14 protein-coding genes are annotated in these 17225 nt (G+C 42.3%); 5 read left to right on the forward strand and 9 right to left on the reverse strand.

The window, feature by feature from the left end:
* Window positions 1-256 precede the first annotated feature (256 nt).
* The 7 genes from A4U55_RS07805 to pheA all read right to left on the reverse strand — a co-directional run bounded on the left by A4U55_RS07805 (window position 257) and on the right by pheA (window position 10163).
* Window positions 257-1927 (reverse strand): 2-oxo acid dehydrogenase subunit E2, encoded by a 1671-nt coding sequence (locus tag A4U55_RS07805; protein WP_003671072.1) that lies wholly within the window; start codon window positions 1925-1927, stop codon window positions 257-259.
* A gap of 27 nt (window positions 1928-1954) precedes the next feature.
* A complete protein-coding gene (gene aceE, locus A4U55_RS07810; RefSeq protein WP_003658245.1) occupies window positions 1955-4702 on the reverse strand; it encodes a pyruvate dehydrogenase (acetyl-transferring), homodimeric type in 2748 nt (915 codons plus the stop codon).
* A 289-nt stretch (window positions 4703-4991) separates the two neighbouring features.
* Window positions 4992-5423 (reverse strand): 2-amino-4-hydroxy-6-hydroxymethyldihydropteridine diphosphokinase, encoded by a 432-nt coding sequence (locus A4U55_RS07815; protein ID WP_003658247.1) that lies wholly within the window; start codon window positions 5421-5423, stop codon window positions 4992-4994.
* Complete coding sequence (gene folB / locus A4U55_RS07820; RefSeq protein ID WP_003658249.1) at window positions 5420-5779, reverse strand: dihydroneopterin aldolase; 360 nt, start codon at window positions 5777-5779, stop codon at window positions 5420-5422. The genes A4U55_RS07815 and folB overlap by 4 nt, the downstream gene beginning before the upstream one ends.
* On the reverse strand, window positions 5780-6667 hold the full coding sequence (rarD, locus tag A4U55_RS07825; RefSeq protein ID WP_003658251.1) for an EamA family transporter RarD: 888 nt from the start codon (window positions 6665-6667) through the stop codon (window positions 5780-5782). It abuts the gene before it with no gap.
* Between the two features lie 47 nt (window positions 6668-6714).
* A complete protein-coding gene (locus tag A4U55_RS07830; protein ID WP_003673825.1) occupies window positions 6715-9018 on the reverse strand; it encodes a bifunctional prephenate dehydrogenase/3-phosphoshikimate 1-carboxyvinyltransferase in 2304 nt (767 codons plus the stop codon).
* Window positions 9019-9050: 32 nt separating this feature from the next.
* Window positions 9051-10163, reverse strand: coding sequence for a prephenate dehydratase (gene pheA, locus A4U55_RS07835; RefSeq protein ID WP_003659724.1), 1113 nt, complete (start codon window positions 10161-10163; stop codon window positions 9051-9053).
* A gap of 327 nt (window positions 10164-10490) precedes the next feature.
* On the opposite strand from pheA, the gene rd reads away from it, so the two are divergent.
* The 5 genes from rd to A4U55_RS07860 all read left to right on the forward strand — a co-directional run bounded on the left by rd (window position 10491) and on the right by A4U55_RS07860 (window position 15228).
* On the forward strand, window positions 10491-10655 hold the full coding sequence (gene rd, locus A4U55_RS07840; RefSeq protein WP_003658257.1) for a rubredoxin: 165 nt from the start codon (window positions 10491-10493) through the stop codon (window positions 10653-10655).
* A gap of 6 nt (window positions 10656-10661) precedes the next feature.
* Complete coding sequence (locus tag A4U55_RS07845; RefSeq protein WP_003658259.1) at window positions 10662-11651, forward strand: alpha/beta fold hydrolase; 990 nt, start codon at window positions 10662-10664, stop codon at window positions 11649-11651.
* 63 nt (window positions 11652-11714) lie between these two features.
* Window positions 11715-12347, forward strand: a complete 633-nt coding sequence (locus A4U55_RS07850; protein WP_063454219.1) for a fumarylacetoacetate hydrolase family protein — start codon at window positions 11715-11717, stop codon at window positions 12345-12347.
* 105 nt (window positions 12348-12452) lie between these two features.
* Window positions 12453-13724 carry a phosphoribosylamine--glycine ligase gene (purD, locus tag A4U55_RS07855; RefSeq protein WP_003673103.1) on the forward strand — a complete coding sequence of 424 codons (1272 nt, stop codon included), beginning with the start codon at window positions 12453-12455 and terminating at the stop codon, window positions 13722-13724.
* A 136-nt stretch (window positions 13725-13860) separates the two neighbouring features.
* Window positions 13861-15228 (forward strand): ABC1 kinase family protein, encoded by a 1368-nt coding sequence (locus tag A4U55_RS07860; protein WP_003669717.1) that lies wholly within the window; start codon window positions 13861-13863, stop codon window positions 15226-15228.
* A gap of 76 nt (window positions 15229-15304) precedes the next feature.
* On the opposite strand, the gene A4U55_RS07865 is transcribed toward A4U55_RS07860, so the two are convergent.
* Entirely contained in the window at window positions 15305-16513 is a 1209-nt protein-coding gene (locus A4U55_RS07865; RefSeq protein WP_063454220.1) for a TIGR03862 family flavoprotein, read from the reverse strand.
* Window positions 16514-16518: 5 nt separating this feature from the next.
* Window positions 16519-17190, reverse strand: coding sequence for a tRNA (guanine(46)-N(7))-methyltransferase TrmB (trmB, locus tag A4U55_RS07870; protein ID WP_003673822.1), 672 nt, complete (start codon window positions 17188-17190; stop codon window positions 16519-16521).
* Between the last annotated feature and the right edge of the window lie 35 nt (window positions 17191-17225).

Below are 17225 nucleotides of genomic sequence, written 5' to 3' on the forward strand. Positions count from 1 at the left end.
TGTCAATTGCATCAGCTTTTTGAGTTTTGTAAACTGGGTTTTGTGTGCGTATTTTTTGATAAAATGATTAAATGATTAGAGTAATAACCAGCCGATTTTCATCTTTTGTTTTTATTATTAATATTTAATGATAAAAATCATCTTTTTAATTTATACATATTATTATTTTAAAGTATCATTTCTTAAGTTAATTCATATTAATTTATAAAAAAACGCACCGATTTTGATCGATGCGTTGTTAGTCTTGGCGATTAGATTATAACAAGATACGACGCGGATCTGCCAACAATTTTGCAATATGGCGAGTAAAGACCGCAGCATCCGCACCATTGATCACACGGTGATCATAAGACAGTGATAGTGGCAACATGAGCCGTGGCTCAAATTCTTTGCCATTCCATCTTGGCTGATACGATGCTTCAGATACACCCAAAATACCGACCTGTGGCCAGTTTACAAGTGGCGTAAAGGCTGTGCCGCCAAGATTGCCTTGACTTGAGATGGTAAAGCTTGCACCTTGTAGGTCTTTGGCGGTCAGTTTTTTATCACGCGCTTTTTTGGCAAGTTCACCAATCTCAATGGCAATCTGCTTGATACCTTTATCTTGAGCATTCTTGATCACAGGTACAATCAAACCATCATCGGTTGCTACCGCAATACCCATATTTACCGATTTGCGGATAATAATTTGTGTATTATCATCCGATAAATGGCTATTAAATTTCGGCGTTTGGGTAAGTGCATATGCCACCGCCTTAACAATAAATGCCAAAATAGTCAGACCAATGCCCTCTGCCTTAAACTCACCCTTAAGCTCATTACGCAAGCTTTCGGTATCTGTGATATCAGCAAGATCAAACTGCGTCACCTGTGGTAGATAGGTATTGTAGTTTAGCTGCGGAATAGAGACTTTTTGTAGACGAGTGAGATCTTGGATTTCAAGCTCGCCCCAAATCTCTTTATTGCTCATATCTGGTAAGCTTGGCAAACCAGAACGCACCTCGGTCGTGCCAGATTTTGCTTGACTGGTAGAACCGCTGATGACTGATTTGACATAGCCAAATAAGTCTTCTTTTAAGATTCGCCCGTGAGCTGCTGTACCTGTCACAGCACTGATGTCCACACCAAGCTCACGCGCAAGTTTACGCACCGCTGGGCCTGCGTAAACATGTCGAGCTTTTTCGTTTACGACAGCTTCTGGCAGTTTGGTTTGTGGGCTTTGTACAGACTTGTTTTTTGATTCAGATACTGCCGCTTGGTTAGCTTTGGTATCTTCTTCTTTGGTTTTTTCGGCTGGTTGCTCTTTATTTGATGATTTTTTGGCTGAAATGCCCTTGCTCTTAATCGTAATAAACGCTTGACCATTTGAGACACTATCGCCTGCTTTGATTAAGATTTCTTCGATCACGCCATCAACTGGTGCAGGTACTTCAACCGAGGCTTTGTCAGACTCAACCAAAATCAATGGTTGATCCTTGGTAATTTCATCACCAACTGCCACCATAATATCAGCAACTTCGGCACTATCTACGCCAAGGTCTGGTAAATGATGCGTTTGACTACCAGCTGATTCATTTAAGTCAGGCTGATCGTCTGTTTGCTCATCATCACCGATAGATATATCATCTTCATCTTTAGCCGATTGTTTTGTTTGAGGTTCATCGTCGGATTTTGAGTCAGTTTTTTGAGCATCGCCACTTTGATCACTGTCAAGAGTGAACAACAAATCTCCTTCGGAGATGTGATCACCGACCGAGATATGAATTTCTTTGATAACACCAGCACCAGTTGATGGCACTTCAACAGAGGCTTTATCAGACTCAACCAAAATCATATTGTCATTTTCGCTGACGCTATCGCCAACTTTTACCATAATTTCAGCAACTTCAGCTGATTCAACACCCAAATCGGGGGCTTTGATTTCCATCATATTCTCCTATAAATTGGGCAGTTATCAGTGATTGTCATCTTCGACCAGTTCAGGTACAGGGTTTGGCTCACGAGTTGCCTTTGGTGCTGGTGCATCTGGGAAGAAATCATATTGAGGCTGCCGCTGCCATGCTGGTGCTTGATCGGCGTCAATATCAAAACTGTTGATCGCATCTTGAACCAAGCGAACATCAATGTCACCTTCATCTGCCAATTTTTTCAAAGTTGCCACAACAATATGTTCTGCATTAACATTAAAGAAACTGCGTAATTTGGCTCGACTATCCGAACGCCCAAAGCCATCAGTACCCAAGGTTACATATGGACGGCTGTCAGGTAACCATCCACGGATTTGTTCTGAATAATTACGCATATAATCTGTTGCTGCAACCACAATACCTTTATGTGATGCCAATTGACTGGTTACCCATGGGGTTTTTTGGTCGGCGGTTGGGTGTAGGCGGTTGTAGTCGTCACACGCCATGCCATCACGAGTCAGTTCATTAAAACTGGTCACACTCCAAACATTGGCAGTGATACCAAATTCATCTTGCAAGATTTGTGCCGCTTTTTCAACTTCACGCAAAATCACACCCGAACCCAGTAGCTGAACTTGAGTTGAGCCATTATCTTTTAACAGGTACATACCACGCTTAATGCCTTCTTCAACACCCTCAGGCATGGCTGGATGTTCATAGTTTTCATTCATCAAGGTGATGTAATAATAAACTCGCTCACCTTGTGCATACATACGGCGTAAACCATCGTGCATGACGACAGCCAGCTCATAACCATAGCATGGGTCATAGGTTACGCAGTTAGGTACGGTACCAAATAAGATATGGCTATGGCCATCTTGATGCTGTAAACCTTCACCATTTAGTGTGGTACGCCCTGCTGTCGCACCAAATAAAAATCCTTGTGCTTGACAGTCGCCCGCTGCCCACGCCAAATCACCAATACGCTGGAAACCAAACATTGAATAATAAATGTACATTGGAATCATCGGTAACGCATTAACCGAATAGCTGGTTGATAAGGCAATCCATGCACTCATTGCACCTGCTTCATTGATGCCTTCTTCTAGCATATGGCCATCTTTGGCTTCACGATAGCCCATCAAAGCATCGGCATCTTCAGCGACATAGTTTTGACCCACTGATGAATAGATACCAAGCTGACGGAACATGCCTTCTAGACCAAAGGTACGCGCCTCATCAGGCACAATCGGCACAACATGTTTATTTAGACCTTTATCTTTTAATAGGGCTGACAATAAACGCACAAATACCATAGTGGTTGATTGCTCTTTGCCTTTTGAGCCTTGCAGAACTTGATTAAATACCGAAAGCTCAGGAATCTCAAGTGGAATGTGACCACTGCGACGAGATGGCAAATGACCGCCCAAAGCCTCTCGGCGACCCATCAGATATTTATATTCGGCCGAATCTTCACTTGGGCGATAAAAAGGTAATTCTTTGAGCTGTTCGTCGGTCAATGGTAAATCAAAACGGTCACGGAAGTATTTTAAGCCACTTTCGTCAATTTTTTTGATTTGGTGAGCTTTATTGACCGATTGAATCTGAGTAGACAAACCATAGCCTTTCACCGTTTTCACCAAAATTACCGTCGGCTGACCTTTGGTTTTCATGGCTTCAGCATAGGCAGCATAGACTTTTTTGGGGTCGTGACCGCCACGATTTAGGCGTATAATCTCTTCATCACTGAACTGTTTTGCCATCTCTTCAAGCTCAGGATACTTACCAAAAAACTCCTTACGAACAAAGGCGGCATCACGAGCTTCATAGAGCTGATACTCACCATCTACCACCTCTTCCATGCGTTTTTTGAGTGCCCCTGAGGTATCTTTGGCAAGTAATGGATCCCAATGATCGCCCCAAATGACTTTAATCACTCGCCAGCCTGCACCACGGAACACCGATTCAAGCTCTTGGATAATTTTACCGTTACCACGCACGGGACCATCCAAACGCTGAAGGTTACAGTTGATGACCCAAATTAGGTTATCCAGCTTCTCACGACCTGCCATTGAGATAGCACCCAAGCTTTCAGGCTCGTCAGTTTCACCATCACCTAAAAATGCCCAAACTTTACGATCCTCATCTTTGATTAGGCCACGATTGGTCAGATATTTTTGATTACGGGCCTGATAAATTGACATCAAAGGACCCAAGCCCATGGATACTGTTGGGAACTGCCAATAATCAGGCATTAAATAAGGATGCGGATAGCTTGACAAGCCCTTGCCATCGACTTCACGGCGAAAATTAATCAGCTGCTCTTCAGACAAGCGACCTTCTAAGAATGAACGGGCATACATGCCTGGTGCACCATGACCTTGATAATAAATCATATCACCGCCATGGTTTTCGCTAGGTGCACGCCAAAAATGGTTAAATCCCGTCTCATACAGTGTCGCTGATGATGCAAAAGTTGCCAAATGCCCACCCAAATCGTCATTATTTTGGTTGGCACGCATGACCATTGCCAAGGCGTTATAACGAATCAATGCACGAATTTTACGCTCCATGTGCAAGTCGCCAGGATAAGTTGGCTCATCTTCGGCTGGAATGGTATTGATATATGCAGTATCAAGGCGGTTGAATGGTAAACCTTCTTGAACAGCCATGTTATAAAGTGCTTTTAATAAAAACTGTGCACGATCTTTGTCTGCATTTTTTATGACCGATTCAAATGCATCAAGCCACTCTTGGGTCTCGATGTGATCGGGATCGTTATAATATTTTGTCATTGAAATTACCCTGATAAAATTACCCATCCATTACTCATGGTGGACTATACACACAAGCAGATGTCTGCCCATGCAACCGATTAAAACAAGTTTAATATATAAATATTCTTGTTTATTATAAAAGGATTTTTACCAAAAGTTTATTCACAAAAATAAATACCAATACCAGTTTCATTTATTAAAAAAATAGTGGGACTAATTAAAAATGAATACCCACTTTATGGCTTACCATGATTTTAGATAGACACACAGTACAGCCCACTTGATGATAATAATGAATCGATATCAGCTATATTTGGTCTAATAAAAATGCCGCAACTTGCTTTATGCCTTGTATATCGTGGTTTTTTAGTGGCAGTCGTGCCAAATTCATCTGCCACTGTTCATCAAACCTTGCCGCCAGAATATCCAAATCTATCACCACTTCATAATCGTATTTGGTACATTTTTTGGCAGGATTGCGTCCACATCGCCGTTCAATTTGTTTCAGCGTTTGTTCAATGTCTGTATATTGCATAGTTTTTGTCAGTATAATATAAGCACAAGCATTATGATAAATTCTCTGACTACGCCCAGTGAAATCTTGTCCACAAATTCGCTGTGATAATACGACTCGCCCAAGCTCTTGAAGCGATTTAATGGCACAAGTAAACGCAACCTTGGCATCATGGTTACTGCCCAAAGCGATAACAATCGCATTTGCATAGGCTTGTTTGCTCATACACCTGCCTTGCGGATGATTTTAATACCCACGCTATCAGCTTGCTTGATGGCATTGGGCTTATGTATGGTCAGTGTGATTTCACAGCATGGATAATTGGTCAAAACATGATGCGCAATCTTATCCGCCAAGGTCTCTAAAAGCTCAGCTTGCACCTCATGGCACAATTTTTCAATATCCTCACAAACGGCTTTATAATCAATCACATACGCCACATCATCATCGGCAATGGCACGCGTCATATCACAGACCATCTGCGCATCGATGATGAGCCTTTGTTTGATGACACGCTCCCAAGCATAGACACCAATCACCGTATCAATATTAAGCCCTTGTATGAACACAATATCGCTCATTTATGCTCCTTTTTTATGTTTAAACATATCCGCACTAAACATCAAAAGCCCGACCCAAATTAATACAAAAACCAACAATCGCTTGGCATCAAAAGGCTCGTGATAATAAAAAATAGCCAATAAAAATATCAAGCTTGGCGTTAAGTAATTTAAAAAAGATAAGGTATTAAACTGTACCAGCTTGGTCGATATATTATACAAAAGCAGCGGCACTAATGTCACTGGACCTGCTAACATCAAAAGCCAAATCTCAGATGACACCCAAAACGCCATCGATGAGCTGGCAACATGAGAAAATTGCAACCAAATCAGTGATATAGGTACAAGCAATGCTGTCTCAAGAAACAACCCATCAAGTGCATCAAAAGGCGTTTGTCTTTGAATAACACCATAAAGTCCCCATGACAGTGGCAATAACATACTCACCCAAGGCAACCCGCCCATCCATACAATCTGAATGCCAACAGCGGCGGCGGCCAGTAGTACAGCGAGTTTTTGCATCAACCGCAGCTTTTCTTTGAATATTAGCATCGAAAATAGCACGCCAACCAAAGGGTGGATAAAGTAGCCTAAGCTTGCTTCAAGTACCTGATCGTGCGTTACTGCCCACACATAAACCAACCAGTTTGTTGCGATTAAAACAGAAGCAAGAAAGGTTAAAAACAGCCATTTGGGCTGCTTTTTGATTTGATCAATCCACCTAAAGCGTCTTGTGATTATGGTAATCCCAAGTAAGATAACAAAAGTCCAAACCACACGATGAACGATGATTTCTATGGCATCATATTCTATCAGCTCTTTGAAATACAGCGGAAAACAGCCCCAAATCAAAAAAGCAGATAACACTGTCAGTAACCCTTTTGGCGTGGTTGTGACTGTTTTTGCCATAGCAATTACCATAATCAATCGGTAGATGGATTATTTAAATAGATGGGTTATTTAACCTCAATAGACAGACCAACACGATTGGCAAGCTCGGCAAAATTTGGAAAACTGGTATTGACTGTCTCGGTGCCTTGAATGATAATGTCATCTGTGGCGCGGCTGCTTGCCACCGCAAAACTCATCGCAATCCGATGATCGTGATGACTCTCAATCACACCACCGCCAAAGATGGCGTTTTTCTCACCTTGGATGCCTTTACCTTGGATAATAATGCCATCTTCTAGCACTTTAGAATCAATACCAAGTGTTGCCAAGCCATCTGCCATCACTTGGATGCGATCAGACTCTTTTACTCTCAGCTCCTTTGCACCAGTCAGTTTGGTGACACCATACGCACAGCTTGCTGCGATGAATAATATAGGAAATTCATCAATCGCAAGTGGTACCAAATGCTCTGGTATGTCAATACCATGCAAATCAGAAGGTCGCACTGTAATATCAGCAATCGGCTCGCCACCTACGACAGCTTCATTCATCACTGTGATATCAGCACCCATCAAGGTTAAAATATCGATGACGCCTGTGCGAGTTGGGTTCATGCCCACTTTTTCAATGGTCAGTCCCTCACCGCCTCCAATTGCACCCAGCACCATAAAAAATGCTGCACTGGAGATATCTGCTGGCACAATAATATCTGTAGCTGTCAGCCTGCCGCCGCCCGTCACACTGATTTTACACCCATCAACTTGCACAGGATAACCAAAGGCATTTAGCATACGCTCGGTGTGATCTCGGCTCACTTCAGGCTCGATGATGGTTGTGGTACCCTTAGCCCATAGACTTGCCAAAATCAGACAAGATTTAATTTGAGCAGAAGCAACAGGCAATTGATATTCGATGGCATTTAGAGTTTGTGAGCCTGTGATGGATAAGGGTGCTGTGCCTTTTTTACCCGTTGATTGGATTTTGGCACCCATATTACGCAGTGGTACAGCCACTCGCTCCATCGGACGCTGAGATAGGCTGACATCACCCGTCATCACGCTATCAAAGGCTTGGGCGGATAAAATTCCTGCCAATAAACGCATGCTGGTGCCTGAATTACCCATATATAGCGGAGTTTTGGGTGCTTTTAGACCATCAATACCAACACCATGAATGGTAACTTTATCGCTATTTCGCTCAATCTTAACGCCCATATCAGCAAATGCTTGCAGTGTCGCCAGTGCATCTTCACCCTGTAAAAATCCTGTCACATGAGTGACACCATCAGCCAATGCGCCAAACATGATTGAACGGTGTGAGATCGACTTATCTCCTGGGACACTAATCACACCTGAAATGGCATTTTGTGGCCGAATATGATAACTTTGACTCATAATAGTATCCTTGATGGCATCTGGAGTAATAACAATATTAGGTTTGTGCATCGGTTTTTTGGCGAGCATATGCCCAAAATGACGGCGAGCATGACGAGCGGTGGCGAGCCAATCAAACATTTTTTCAGAATCTTCTTGATCAATGATTTGGCGAAACACTTGTAAATGATTCACAAATTCATCTAATGCATTTAAAAGTGCAGGCTTGTTAGCGATAAAAATATCATGCCACATCACAGGATGGCTGGCGGCAATACGACTAAAATCCCTAAACCCACCCGCTGCATAACGAAAAATATCCAAATTATCATCATGGCTTGCCAGCTGATGTGTCAGACTAAAAGCAAGCAAATGTGGTAAATGGCTGGTATAAGCCAAAATCTCATCATGGCGTGATGCACTCATTTGTATAACCTTAGCACCGATTGCCTGCCAGATTTTGGCAATTTTAGCAAAATCGGCTGCTTGGCTATGAGTGCTTGGGCATAAAATGACCTTATGCTGTACAAAAAGCTCACCATTTCTGGCGTCAAAGCCCGACCTTTCTGCACCTGCAATCGGATGCCCACCAATAAAATGATGGTACGCACCAAAAATCTCATCAGCCGCTTTAGCAACTGATACTTTGGTGCTGCCCACATCTGTGATGATGGCATGACTAGCCAAATCACCCAAATCTATCGCATGCTTTAGCATCTTCATGATCGGATAAATGCTTTTGACGGGCGTGGCAATCATAACCAAATCAGAGCCACAAACTGCACTGAAAATATCTGTGCTACCACTTGAAATCACGCCTGCCGCCAACGCATCATCGATACTTTTTTGATTGGTATCAGCGGCAGTGATTTGACCCACCAAAGGCGTGTTAAGCCGATGATTGGCATTGTGTACCGCTTGTACAAATGATGCACCAATCAGCCCCAAGCCGATTACGCACAATTGCTCAAACAACGGCTTTTTTGTATTATCCATTGGATTTTTCATACGCTGTTAATTTAAAAAAGTTATAAAACAGCTTTTGGATAAGAGCCTAACACTCGCAAATCCTTTACTAGTGGTCTGATATCTTCGATCGCAGCAGCAACATGCTTATCTTCGATATGGCCATTCATATCAATAAAAAATACATAAGCCCATTTATTCGGACGCTCAGGGCGTGTCTCAATACTGGTCATCGATACTCCGTGACGGCGTAAAGGTTCCAAAATCTCAATCAACGCTCCCGCTTTATCTGGACTTGAGACCATGATTGAGGTTTTGTCTTGACCAGATGGTGCAATGTCTTCTCGCCCAATGATTAAAAATCGTGTGGTATTACCCGGATTATCCTCGATATTTTCGTATAATTTATGTAAACCATATTCAGCAACAGCCACATCACCTGCAATTGCTGCAGAATGCCATTCATTTTGAAGACGACGAGCCGCTTCACCATTTGATGAAACTGCCACTCGTTCAACATTTGGGAAATTGACATCCAGCCAGTGGCGACACTGTGCCAATGCTTGCTGATGGCTATAAATACGGCTCAGGCTCTCAACACGGGTATGCTCTGCCACCAAAAAATTATGATGAATCGGCAGCTCCACCTCGCCAATGATTTTTAAGCTTGAGCTTAAAAATGCATCCAAAGTATGATTCACCACACCTTCTGATGAGTTTTCAACAGGCACCACGCCGTACATCGCACTGCCTGCTTCAACTTCACGAAATACATCGGTGATGGTTGTCAAAGATACTGTCGTGGCTGCTTTACCAAAATGCTTTAGTGCTGCTGCATGGGTGAATGTCCCAACTGGTCCCAAAAAAGCCACTTTTTGTGGCTCTTCAAGCTCAAGGCATACCGACATAATTTCACGAAACAAGCGTGCCATCTTTTCGCCAGATAACGGGCCTTCATTACGCGCCATGACTGATTTTAATACTTGAGCTTCTCGCTCAGGGCGATAAAAGATGGGGTGATTTTCGTGGTTTTTTTTGGCAACTGCCACTTGCTGAGCAACTTTGGCACGCTCATTGATGAGCGTTTGAATTTTCTCATCAATGGCATCAATTTGGGTGCGATAGCCTTTGATTTCATCGGTATTAACAGGCAAAGACTGAGTAGTTTGGCTCATGACAGCATTCCTTATACGCATTAAAATATGGTTAATGATACACGATTTTAACGATGAGTTGTAGCGATTTTATCAAACTTTATTTTATCTGTAATATCAAATAATTTTTAGATGACATTTAGATAATACACCAAAAATTTCTAGCCAAATACCGTCAATTGTGCTAATTTAATCAACAAAAAACTGGCAATTTGATCAAATGATTTTCATAAATCATAAATTTTACTTGCAAAAATTCGATACATCTGTAAACTAATTGGGTATTTTATTTACCCAATAACCAAATCTTTTGGGAATTTGGTGGACTTTTGAAGGTCAAAGGTGATTATGAAAAAATATCAATGTATTGTATGTGGCTGGATTTATGATGAGGCACTAGGTTGCCCCGAAGAAGGGCTTGCACCTGGTACACGCTGGGAGGATGTGCCTGATGATTGGCTTTGCCCTGAATGCGGCGTTGGTAAAGAAGATTTTGAAATGGTGGAAATTTAAGCCATCATGAGTATCAATCGCCCCATCACACCACCTAACAGCTGGCAAAAATTTGGAGATATTCACTGGTATCCTTCTGATCTGTCAGAACATCTATTTCAAGCCATCATTGATATCGGTGAAGGTATTAAGCTTTGTGTGGAAGCAGGCGGCAACCCCGAGCATCCACCAATGATCTTTATTACAGGCCTTGGCTCACAAATGATGTTTTGGTCAGACCAGTTTTTAAAGCGATTTATTGATGCTGGATTTTTTGTCATACGCTTTGATAATCGTGATACAGGCCTATCAAGTAAAATCCAAATTGATGGCCTACCAAGACTCAATACCTTCAAAATGATGCTAAAAATGCAGGCAGGTCTATCCAATCGCTCAGAGCCAGTTGCCTATACTCTAACAGATATGGCAGAAGATGCAGCACGCCTAATCAAAACCATGCAGCTTCATAATGTCAATCTTATTGGGGCTTCGATGGGTGGTATGATCGCACAGATTGTGGCAGCACGCTATCCTAAATATATCAAAAATTTAGTACTGCTATTTTCTACATCCAATCGGGCATTTTTAAGGCCGCCAAACCCCAAGCAATTCATGACATTTGTCCGTCGCCCTGAAAGTCATTCAGAAAGAGATATGGTTCGCCACAGCGTATGGTTTATGACAGCGGTTGGATCGCCTGGCCATTTGGACATCAAAGGTACGCGCGCCATTGCCGAAAAACGCTACCAAAGAAATTTTCATCCATTAGGCGTCTCACAACAGCTGACTGCTATTTTGGCATCAGGTTCGATATTACGCTTTACCAAGCAGATCCGTGCTAATACTTTGGTTATTCATGGCAATAAAGATGGTTTAGTTGCACCAAGCCACGGTAAATTTCTTGCCAAAGTCATTCCAAATGCTCGTTTTGTATTGGTTGATGGCATGGGGCATGACTTACCAAACTATTACTACCCTTATTTGACGGGGCTAATTAGTGAACACTGTCAAGCTTAACGCTTGATGGTGTGATGGCAACATCATTTCGTAAAACTGCTGACATACGCTTTGAGGATTTTTATGAAGCACATCACATTTAAAGATGGCAGCACCGCCCCTGTCAATAATATTTATTGCATTGGTCGTAGCTATGCTGAGCATATCAGCGAGCTTGGCAATACACCAACAGGCGAACCTTTGGTATTTTTAAAGCCAACCACAGCACTGACCACCGATAACACCCTAAGATTACCAGGCTATTCAGAAGATATCTATCATGAAGTTGAGCTGGTTGTTTATATCGATCAAGATGTGGCAGATGACCAAATTCCTGATCTAAGCTGTATTGCAGGATATGGGATTGGGCTTGATTTGACAGCACGAGATATCCAAAATGCCCTAAAAACCAAAGGAATGCCGTGGACAACTGCCAAAGGCTTTCGCCATGCTGCTTGGCTATCTGTCTTAACCAAAGGCATACCAACAACACATCAATTATCACTGATGGTCAATGGCGATATCCGCCAAGACGATAGCACAGATAAGCTTTTATTTGATATAACTTATCAATTGAATTTTTTGCATGAAAAATTCGGCTTGCGTCAAGGTGACATTATTTATACAGGCACGCCCAAAGGTGTTGGCAGACTTGTCAGTGGCGATACGCTCGTCGCCAAGCTCGATACAGAATCTTACACTATTCATATTGTCTAAAGATCACACGCCAAAATAACTGACGATTTTTTTAGAACTTCATTGGCGATCTTCCAAATTTTTGTTACAATAAGCACCAATGTTAAACAAATACTTGGGGGAATGATGAAAATTTTGGTACTCGGCACAGGGGGCCGTGAGCATGCATTGGCATGGGCTTGTGCAAAAGATGATGCAGTTAAGATTGTCTATGTTGCGCGTGGTAATGCCGGTACTGCTATTGAGCCAAAATTACAAAATGTTGATTTGGATATTACCGATCATAACGCACTGATTGCATTTTGCCAAACACATGACATCCAATTTGTCGTTGTTGGACCTGAAGCACCGCTGGTTGCTGGTGTGGTAGATGATTTGCGTCAAGCAGGCATTGCTGTTTGGGGCCCAACAAAATACTGTGCTCAGCTTGAAGGCTCAAAAGCATTCGCCAAAGAATTTATGCAAAAATATGGCATTCCCACAGCGTATTACCAAGTCTTTACAGAAATTGAAGCCGCCAAGCGTTATGTGCGTGAAAAAGGTACACCTATCGTCATCAAGGCAGATGGCTTGGCAGCAGGTAAAGGCGTGATCGTCGCCATGGATGAAGCGACAGCTTTTGATGCAATTGATGATATGCTTGATGGCAATAAATTTGGTGATGCAGGCAGCCGTGTGGTCATTGAGCAATTTTTATCGGGTGAAGAAGCATCATTTATTTGCATGATTGATGGCGAAAATATCCTACCGATGGCAACCAGCCAAGACCATAAGCGTATTTTTGAGGGTGATACTGGTGCTAATACAGGTGGTATGGGTGCATACTCACCAGCACCTGTCGTCACGCAGATGGTGCATGATAAAGTGATTGAGCGGGTAATTCGCCCTGTTGTTGAGGTGATGAAGGCCAATGGCACGCCTTATACAGGATTTTTGTATGCAGGGCTGATGATCGACGAGCATAACGACCCTTATGTGATTGAGTTTAATTGCCGATTTGGTGATCCAGAGACTCAGCCGATTATGATGCGTCTTAAAAGCTCTTTGACTCGCCTAATCCAAGCAGGTCTTTTGGGGAATTTACCAAACGAAGCTCAGTGGTTGGATCAAGTGGCTTTGGGTGTGGTTTTGGCAAGTCGTGGCTATCCTGAATCCAGCATCAAAGGCGATATCATTACAGGACTTGATACCCAAACAGACCGCTTAAAAATCTTCCATGCTGGCACCAAACAATCAGGTGATGCCATCGTGACTGATGGTGGGCGGGTTTTATGCGTCACAGCACTGGCAGATGATATTCAAACCGCCCAAAAAGATGCCTTGGCTGCCATTGAGCGTATTTATTTTGATGGCATGCAATATCGCCGTGATATCGGCTGGCGTGCCATCAAACGCTGATTTAATCAACAAAAAAGATGGTTTAACCATCTTTTTTGTTTTTGTCAAATATCTTTTAGGTTTGACAGATGTTAAATGAATAGAAATTTGCTATAATGCAACCATTGATAACCATATTATTTATTGCATCACAACAATGAGCCAACCACTGAATAAACTCAAAACTTCGCCTTTTTCACGCCGTCTATCGATTGCAAAAACTTCTTTAAATATCGGTAAAAATTGGGCAAAGTCCAGCATGAACGGTCTTTTGATGACCAAAGAAGAGCGAGAGATTGCCAAGCATACTTTAATGCAAGAACAAGCGGATTATTTGGTCGGTGAGCTTGGTAAATTAAAGGGTTCGGTCGTCAAAGTCGGTCAAATGCTTGCACTATATGGCGAGCATTTTCTACCCAAGGCAGTCTTAAATGCCTTGCATACACTGGATGCTCAAACGACGCCGCTGTCTTGGCATGTCATTTATGCGACACTTAAAGCAGAACTTGGTGAGCAAATCGCTGACTTTGATATCGACCGCACACCCATAGGTACGGCAAGCTTAGCACAGGTTCATAAAGCTGTACATAAATACAGCGGTCAAGATGTTGTACTTAAAGTACAATATCCAGGGGTTGCCGATTCAATTGATTCTGATTTATCTATCTTTAAGCATTTATTAAAAATTACCAATGCAGTACCACAGACCAAAGCATTGGATGCTTGGTTTGAGGAGATCGGTGAGCTTTTGCACCGTGAAGTGGATTATCGGCTTGAGGCAGAAACCACCAAGCGTTTTGCTCATTATTTGGCAGATGATGAGCGTTATGTTGTGCCGACAATTTATGATAATTATAGTACTAACCGATTGATTTGCATGAGCTTTGAAGCGGGTATTTCGTTAAATGATCCAATCATCACCACCCTACCCCAAGACCGTAAAAATGCACTTGGACAAGCCGCCATCGAAATTTTCATGCGTGAGTTATTTGAATGGGGTGAGATGCAGACCGATCCAAACTTTGGCAATTATTTGGTGCGCTATGAAGATGGCATTGATAAGCTTATCTTATTAGATTTTGGGGCAATCAAGCAATTTGACGATCATCTTTTGAGTATCGCGTATGGGCTGATTAGTGCAGGCTATCATCAAGACAAACAACAGATGATGGCAGCCATGACAGGCTATGCTTTTTTTGATCAGTTAAACGGTAAACCCAAATCTGATATAGCAGAAGTATTTTTGATGGCTTGCGAGCCTTTTGCTCATGCGCAGGCACTTAAGACACGCCATGGCGGTCATTCTTCACATTTAGATGAGCAAGGCTTATATATTTGGTCAGGTAGCGATTTATATGCCAGAGTAATGAATGCCGCCAAAAATGGTATGCAGTCGCGTGAATTTAGCCTACCACCCAAAGAAATGATGTTCATCAGTCGTAAATTTATTGGTGCTTATGCCTTATTGGTGGCACTGAATGCACGCACCGACAGTGACGCACTGGTTAAAAAATTTATTAATTAACTCATTAATCAATATTAAAATAAATGAATAAAATACCAGCACAATTTGGCTTGATGATTTTGTTTTAATCACTTTTTTACTGGTCAATATTTAAAAACTGTAAAGCGCAATAAGCTGCCGCACGCCCTGTTGCCATACAAGCGGTTAATAAATAGCCGCCTGTTGGTGCGTCCCAATCAAGCATCTCGCCAGCACAAAATACACCCGACTCTTTGATAAGCTGTAGATCATTGCCTAGAGCAATGCGTTTGATGCCGCCGCCAGTACTGATCGCTTCATCTATTGGTCGAAAACCTGTCGCTTGAATGGTTAAGTTTTTGATATGCACTGCCATTTTGGCGGTATCCGACCAATCTGCCTTAGGCGTACACTCCCTTAAGATAGAGATTTTAACAGCATCTAGACCAGCTTTTTTGAGTAAGGTATTCAGCGATTTTCTTTTAGTTTGGCTTAAAATATGATGAATGGTATCAACAGATTTATCAGGCATCAGATCGACCGATAAATGAAAGCCATTTTCTTTTTGACAGCAACGCATTGCCCGATTGAGACGATAAATCAGTCCGCTTTCTAGTCCATAATGGCTGATGATGACATCCCCTTGATACGACTTTTTCCCTACACTGATTTGAATACGCTTTAATGGCTGACCAAATAACGGCACCATAAAAGACGACCAATCAACCAGCACGCCGACATTACTGGCATATAAAGGTGTTAATAAATCTTTATCAAACCACTGCTGCCAAGCACCATCACTGCCAAGTGCTCGGTATGACCCACCGCCACACGCTAAGATAACCGCATCATAGTTAGCACAAAAAGAGTCAATAAGCTCCGCCTTAGCATCAAGTTTATCAAAGCTTAATACCCTGCCTGATATCTGAGTACAGCGATGGCGATAATAAAACCGAACGCCCCGACCATTTAGCCGAGATAGCCAAGCACGAACCAGTTTTGAGGCTTTCATTTCTACTGGAAAAATCCTGCCAGATGAACCAATGTAGCTTTCGATACCCAAAGATGCCATCCACGCAACGATATGATCGGCATGAAATGACTGTAAATACCCGGTCAGCCAATCATTTGGCGTGTAACGATCCACAAAAGTCTCAAAAGGCTCACTGTGCGAGATATTTAAACCAGTCTTGCCTGCCATCAGTATTTTGCGTGCGGCAGTTGGTTTGTGTTCATAGACATCTACCGATACAGGGTATAAAGACAACACTTCAGCCGCCATAAGTCCAGCAGCACCCGCACCAATCACAGCAATTTTTGGTTTCATACAGCCTACTCTTTTACAGGCGTATCATCAAATCTGGTCTGATAGCAGGCAGGTTTGGTGAGAATAATTTCTTGACAAAGCTCGCCACGAGCCAAATATTTGATCTCAAAGTGCGTGCGTGCTGATGTTGAATCAATGGCATACTTGGTATAAGGCAGTCGCCAAACTTCGTCCAACAGCTGGCACGCCTCATCAATATAAGACTCAATATTACTGGCAATCCTGACAAATCCCCCAGCTTTTAGACGAGATAATAAAAATTCAAAAAATGGCATATTAAGCCAGCGCTGATTTTTATTATGCGGTTCAGGATTTGGATACAAAATAAATACGCCGTCAAGCGAATTGGGTGCAATAAAATGTACACAAAAGGTAATGGCATCAGCATGAACGAAGGTTAAATTATTCAATTCACCAAGAGCGGCTTGTTTTTGAAATGCGTTAAATTTTTCACGAGTTCTTTCAATGGCGATCAAATACTTGTCTGCATTTAAGCCAGCAAATTGCATGGCATGCTTGCCCTTACCTGCACCAATTTCCAAAAAAAGTGGTGTGTTTGCGGTCAGTGATTGAAAAATGTTTTGTCTGTCTTGGTCTTGGACAGTTTTTGGTGCATGTAAAAATTTGGCGTCAAATAAACGGTCAAAACGATGGCTTGGTGTGTCATGATGAATCATAAACAATCTAATTTTCGGCAAATAAAGCATTATAT

The sequence above is a fragment of the Moraxella catarrhalis genome (assembly GCF_001632285.1).
Taxonomy (GTDB): Bacteria; Pseudomonadota; Gammaproteobacteria; order Pseudomonadales; family Moraxellaceae; genus Moraxella; species Moraxella catarrhalis.

Coding starts and splice junctions, on each gene's coding strand:
- pheA (WP_003659724.1), bottom strand. CDS start 10,163: ATGAGCCAAACTACTCAGTCTTTGCCTGTTAATACCGATGAAATCAAA.
- aceE (WP_003658245.1), bottom strand. CDS start 4,702: ATGACAAAATATTATAACGATCCCGATCACATCGAGACCCAAGAGTGG.
- purD (WP_003673103.1), top strand. CDS start 12,453: ATGAAAATTTTGGTACTCGGCACAGGGGGCCGTGAGCATGCATTGGCA.
- A4U55_RS07815 (WP_003658247.1), bottom strand. CDS start 5,423: ATGAGCAAACAAGCCTATGCAAATGCGATTGTTATCGCTTTGGGCAGT.
- rd (WP_003658257.1), top strand. CDS start 10,491: ATGAAAAAATATCAATGTATTGTATGTGGCTGGATTTATGATGAGGCA.
- trmB (WP_003673822.1), bottom strand. CDS start 17,190: ATGATTCATCATGACACACCAAGCCATCGTTTTGACCGTTTATTTGAC.
- A4U55_RS07845 (WP_003658259.1), top strand. CDS start 10,662: ATGAGTATCAATCGCCCCATCACACCACCTAACAGCTGGCAAAAATTT.
- A4U55_RS07850 (WP_063454219.1), top strand. CDS start 11,715: ATGAAGCACATCACATTTAAAGATGGCAGCACCGCCCCTGTCAATAAT.
- rarD (WP_003658251.1), bottom strand. CDS start 6,667: ATGGCAAAAACAGTCACAACCACGCCAAAAGGGTTACTGACAGTGTTA.
- folB (WP_003658249.1), bottom strand. CDS start 5,779: ATGAGCGATATTGTGTTCATACAAGGGCTTAATATTGATACGGTGATT.
- A4U55_RS07860 (WP_003669717.1), top strand. CDS start 13,861: ATGAGCCAACCACTGAATAAACTCAAAACTTCGCCTTTTTCACGCCGT.
- A4U55_RS07805 (WP_003671072.1), bottom strand. CDS start 1,927: ATGGAAATCAAAGCCCCCGATTTGGGTGTTGAATCAGCTGAAGTTGCT.
- A4U55_RS07865 (WP_063454220.1), bottom strand. CDS start 16,513: ATGAAACCAAAAATTGCTGTGATTGGTGCGGGTGCTGCTGGACTTATG.
- A4U55_RS07830 (WP_003673825.1), bottom strand. CDS start 9,018: ATGGATAATACAAAAAAGCCGTTGTTTGAGCAATTGTGCGTAATCGGC.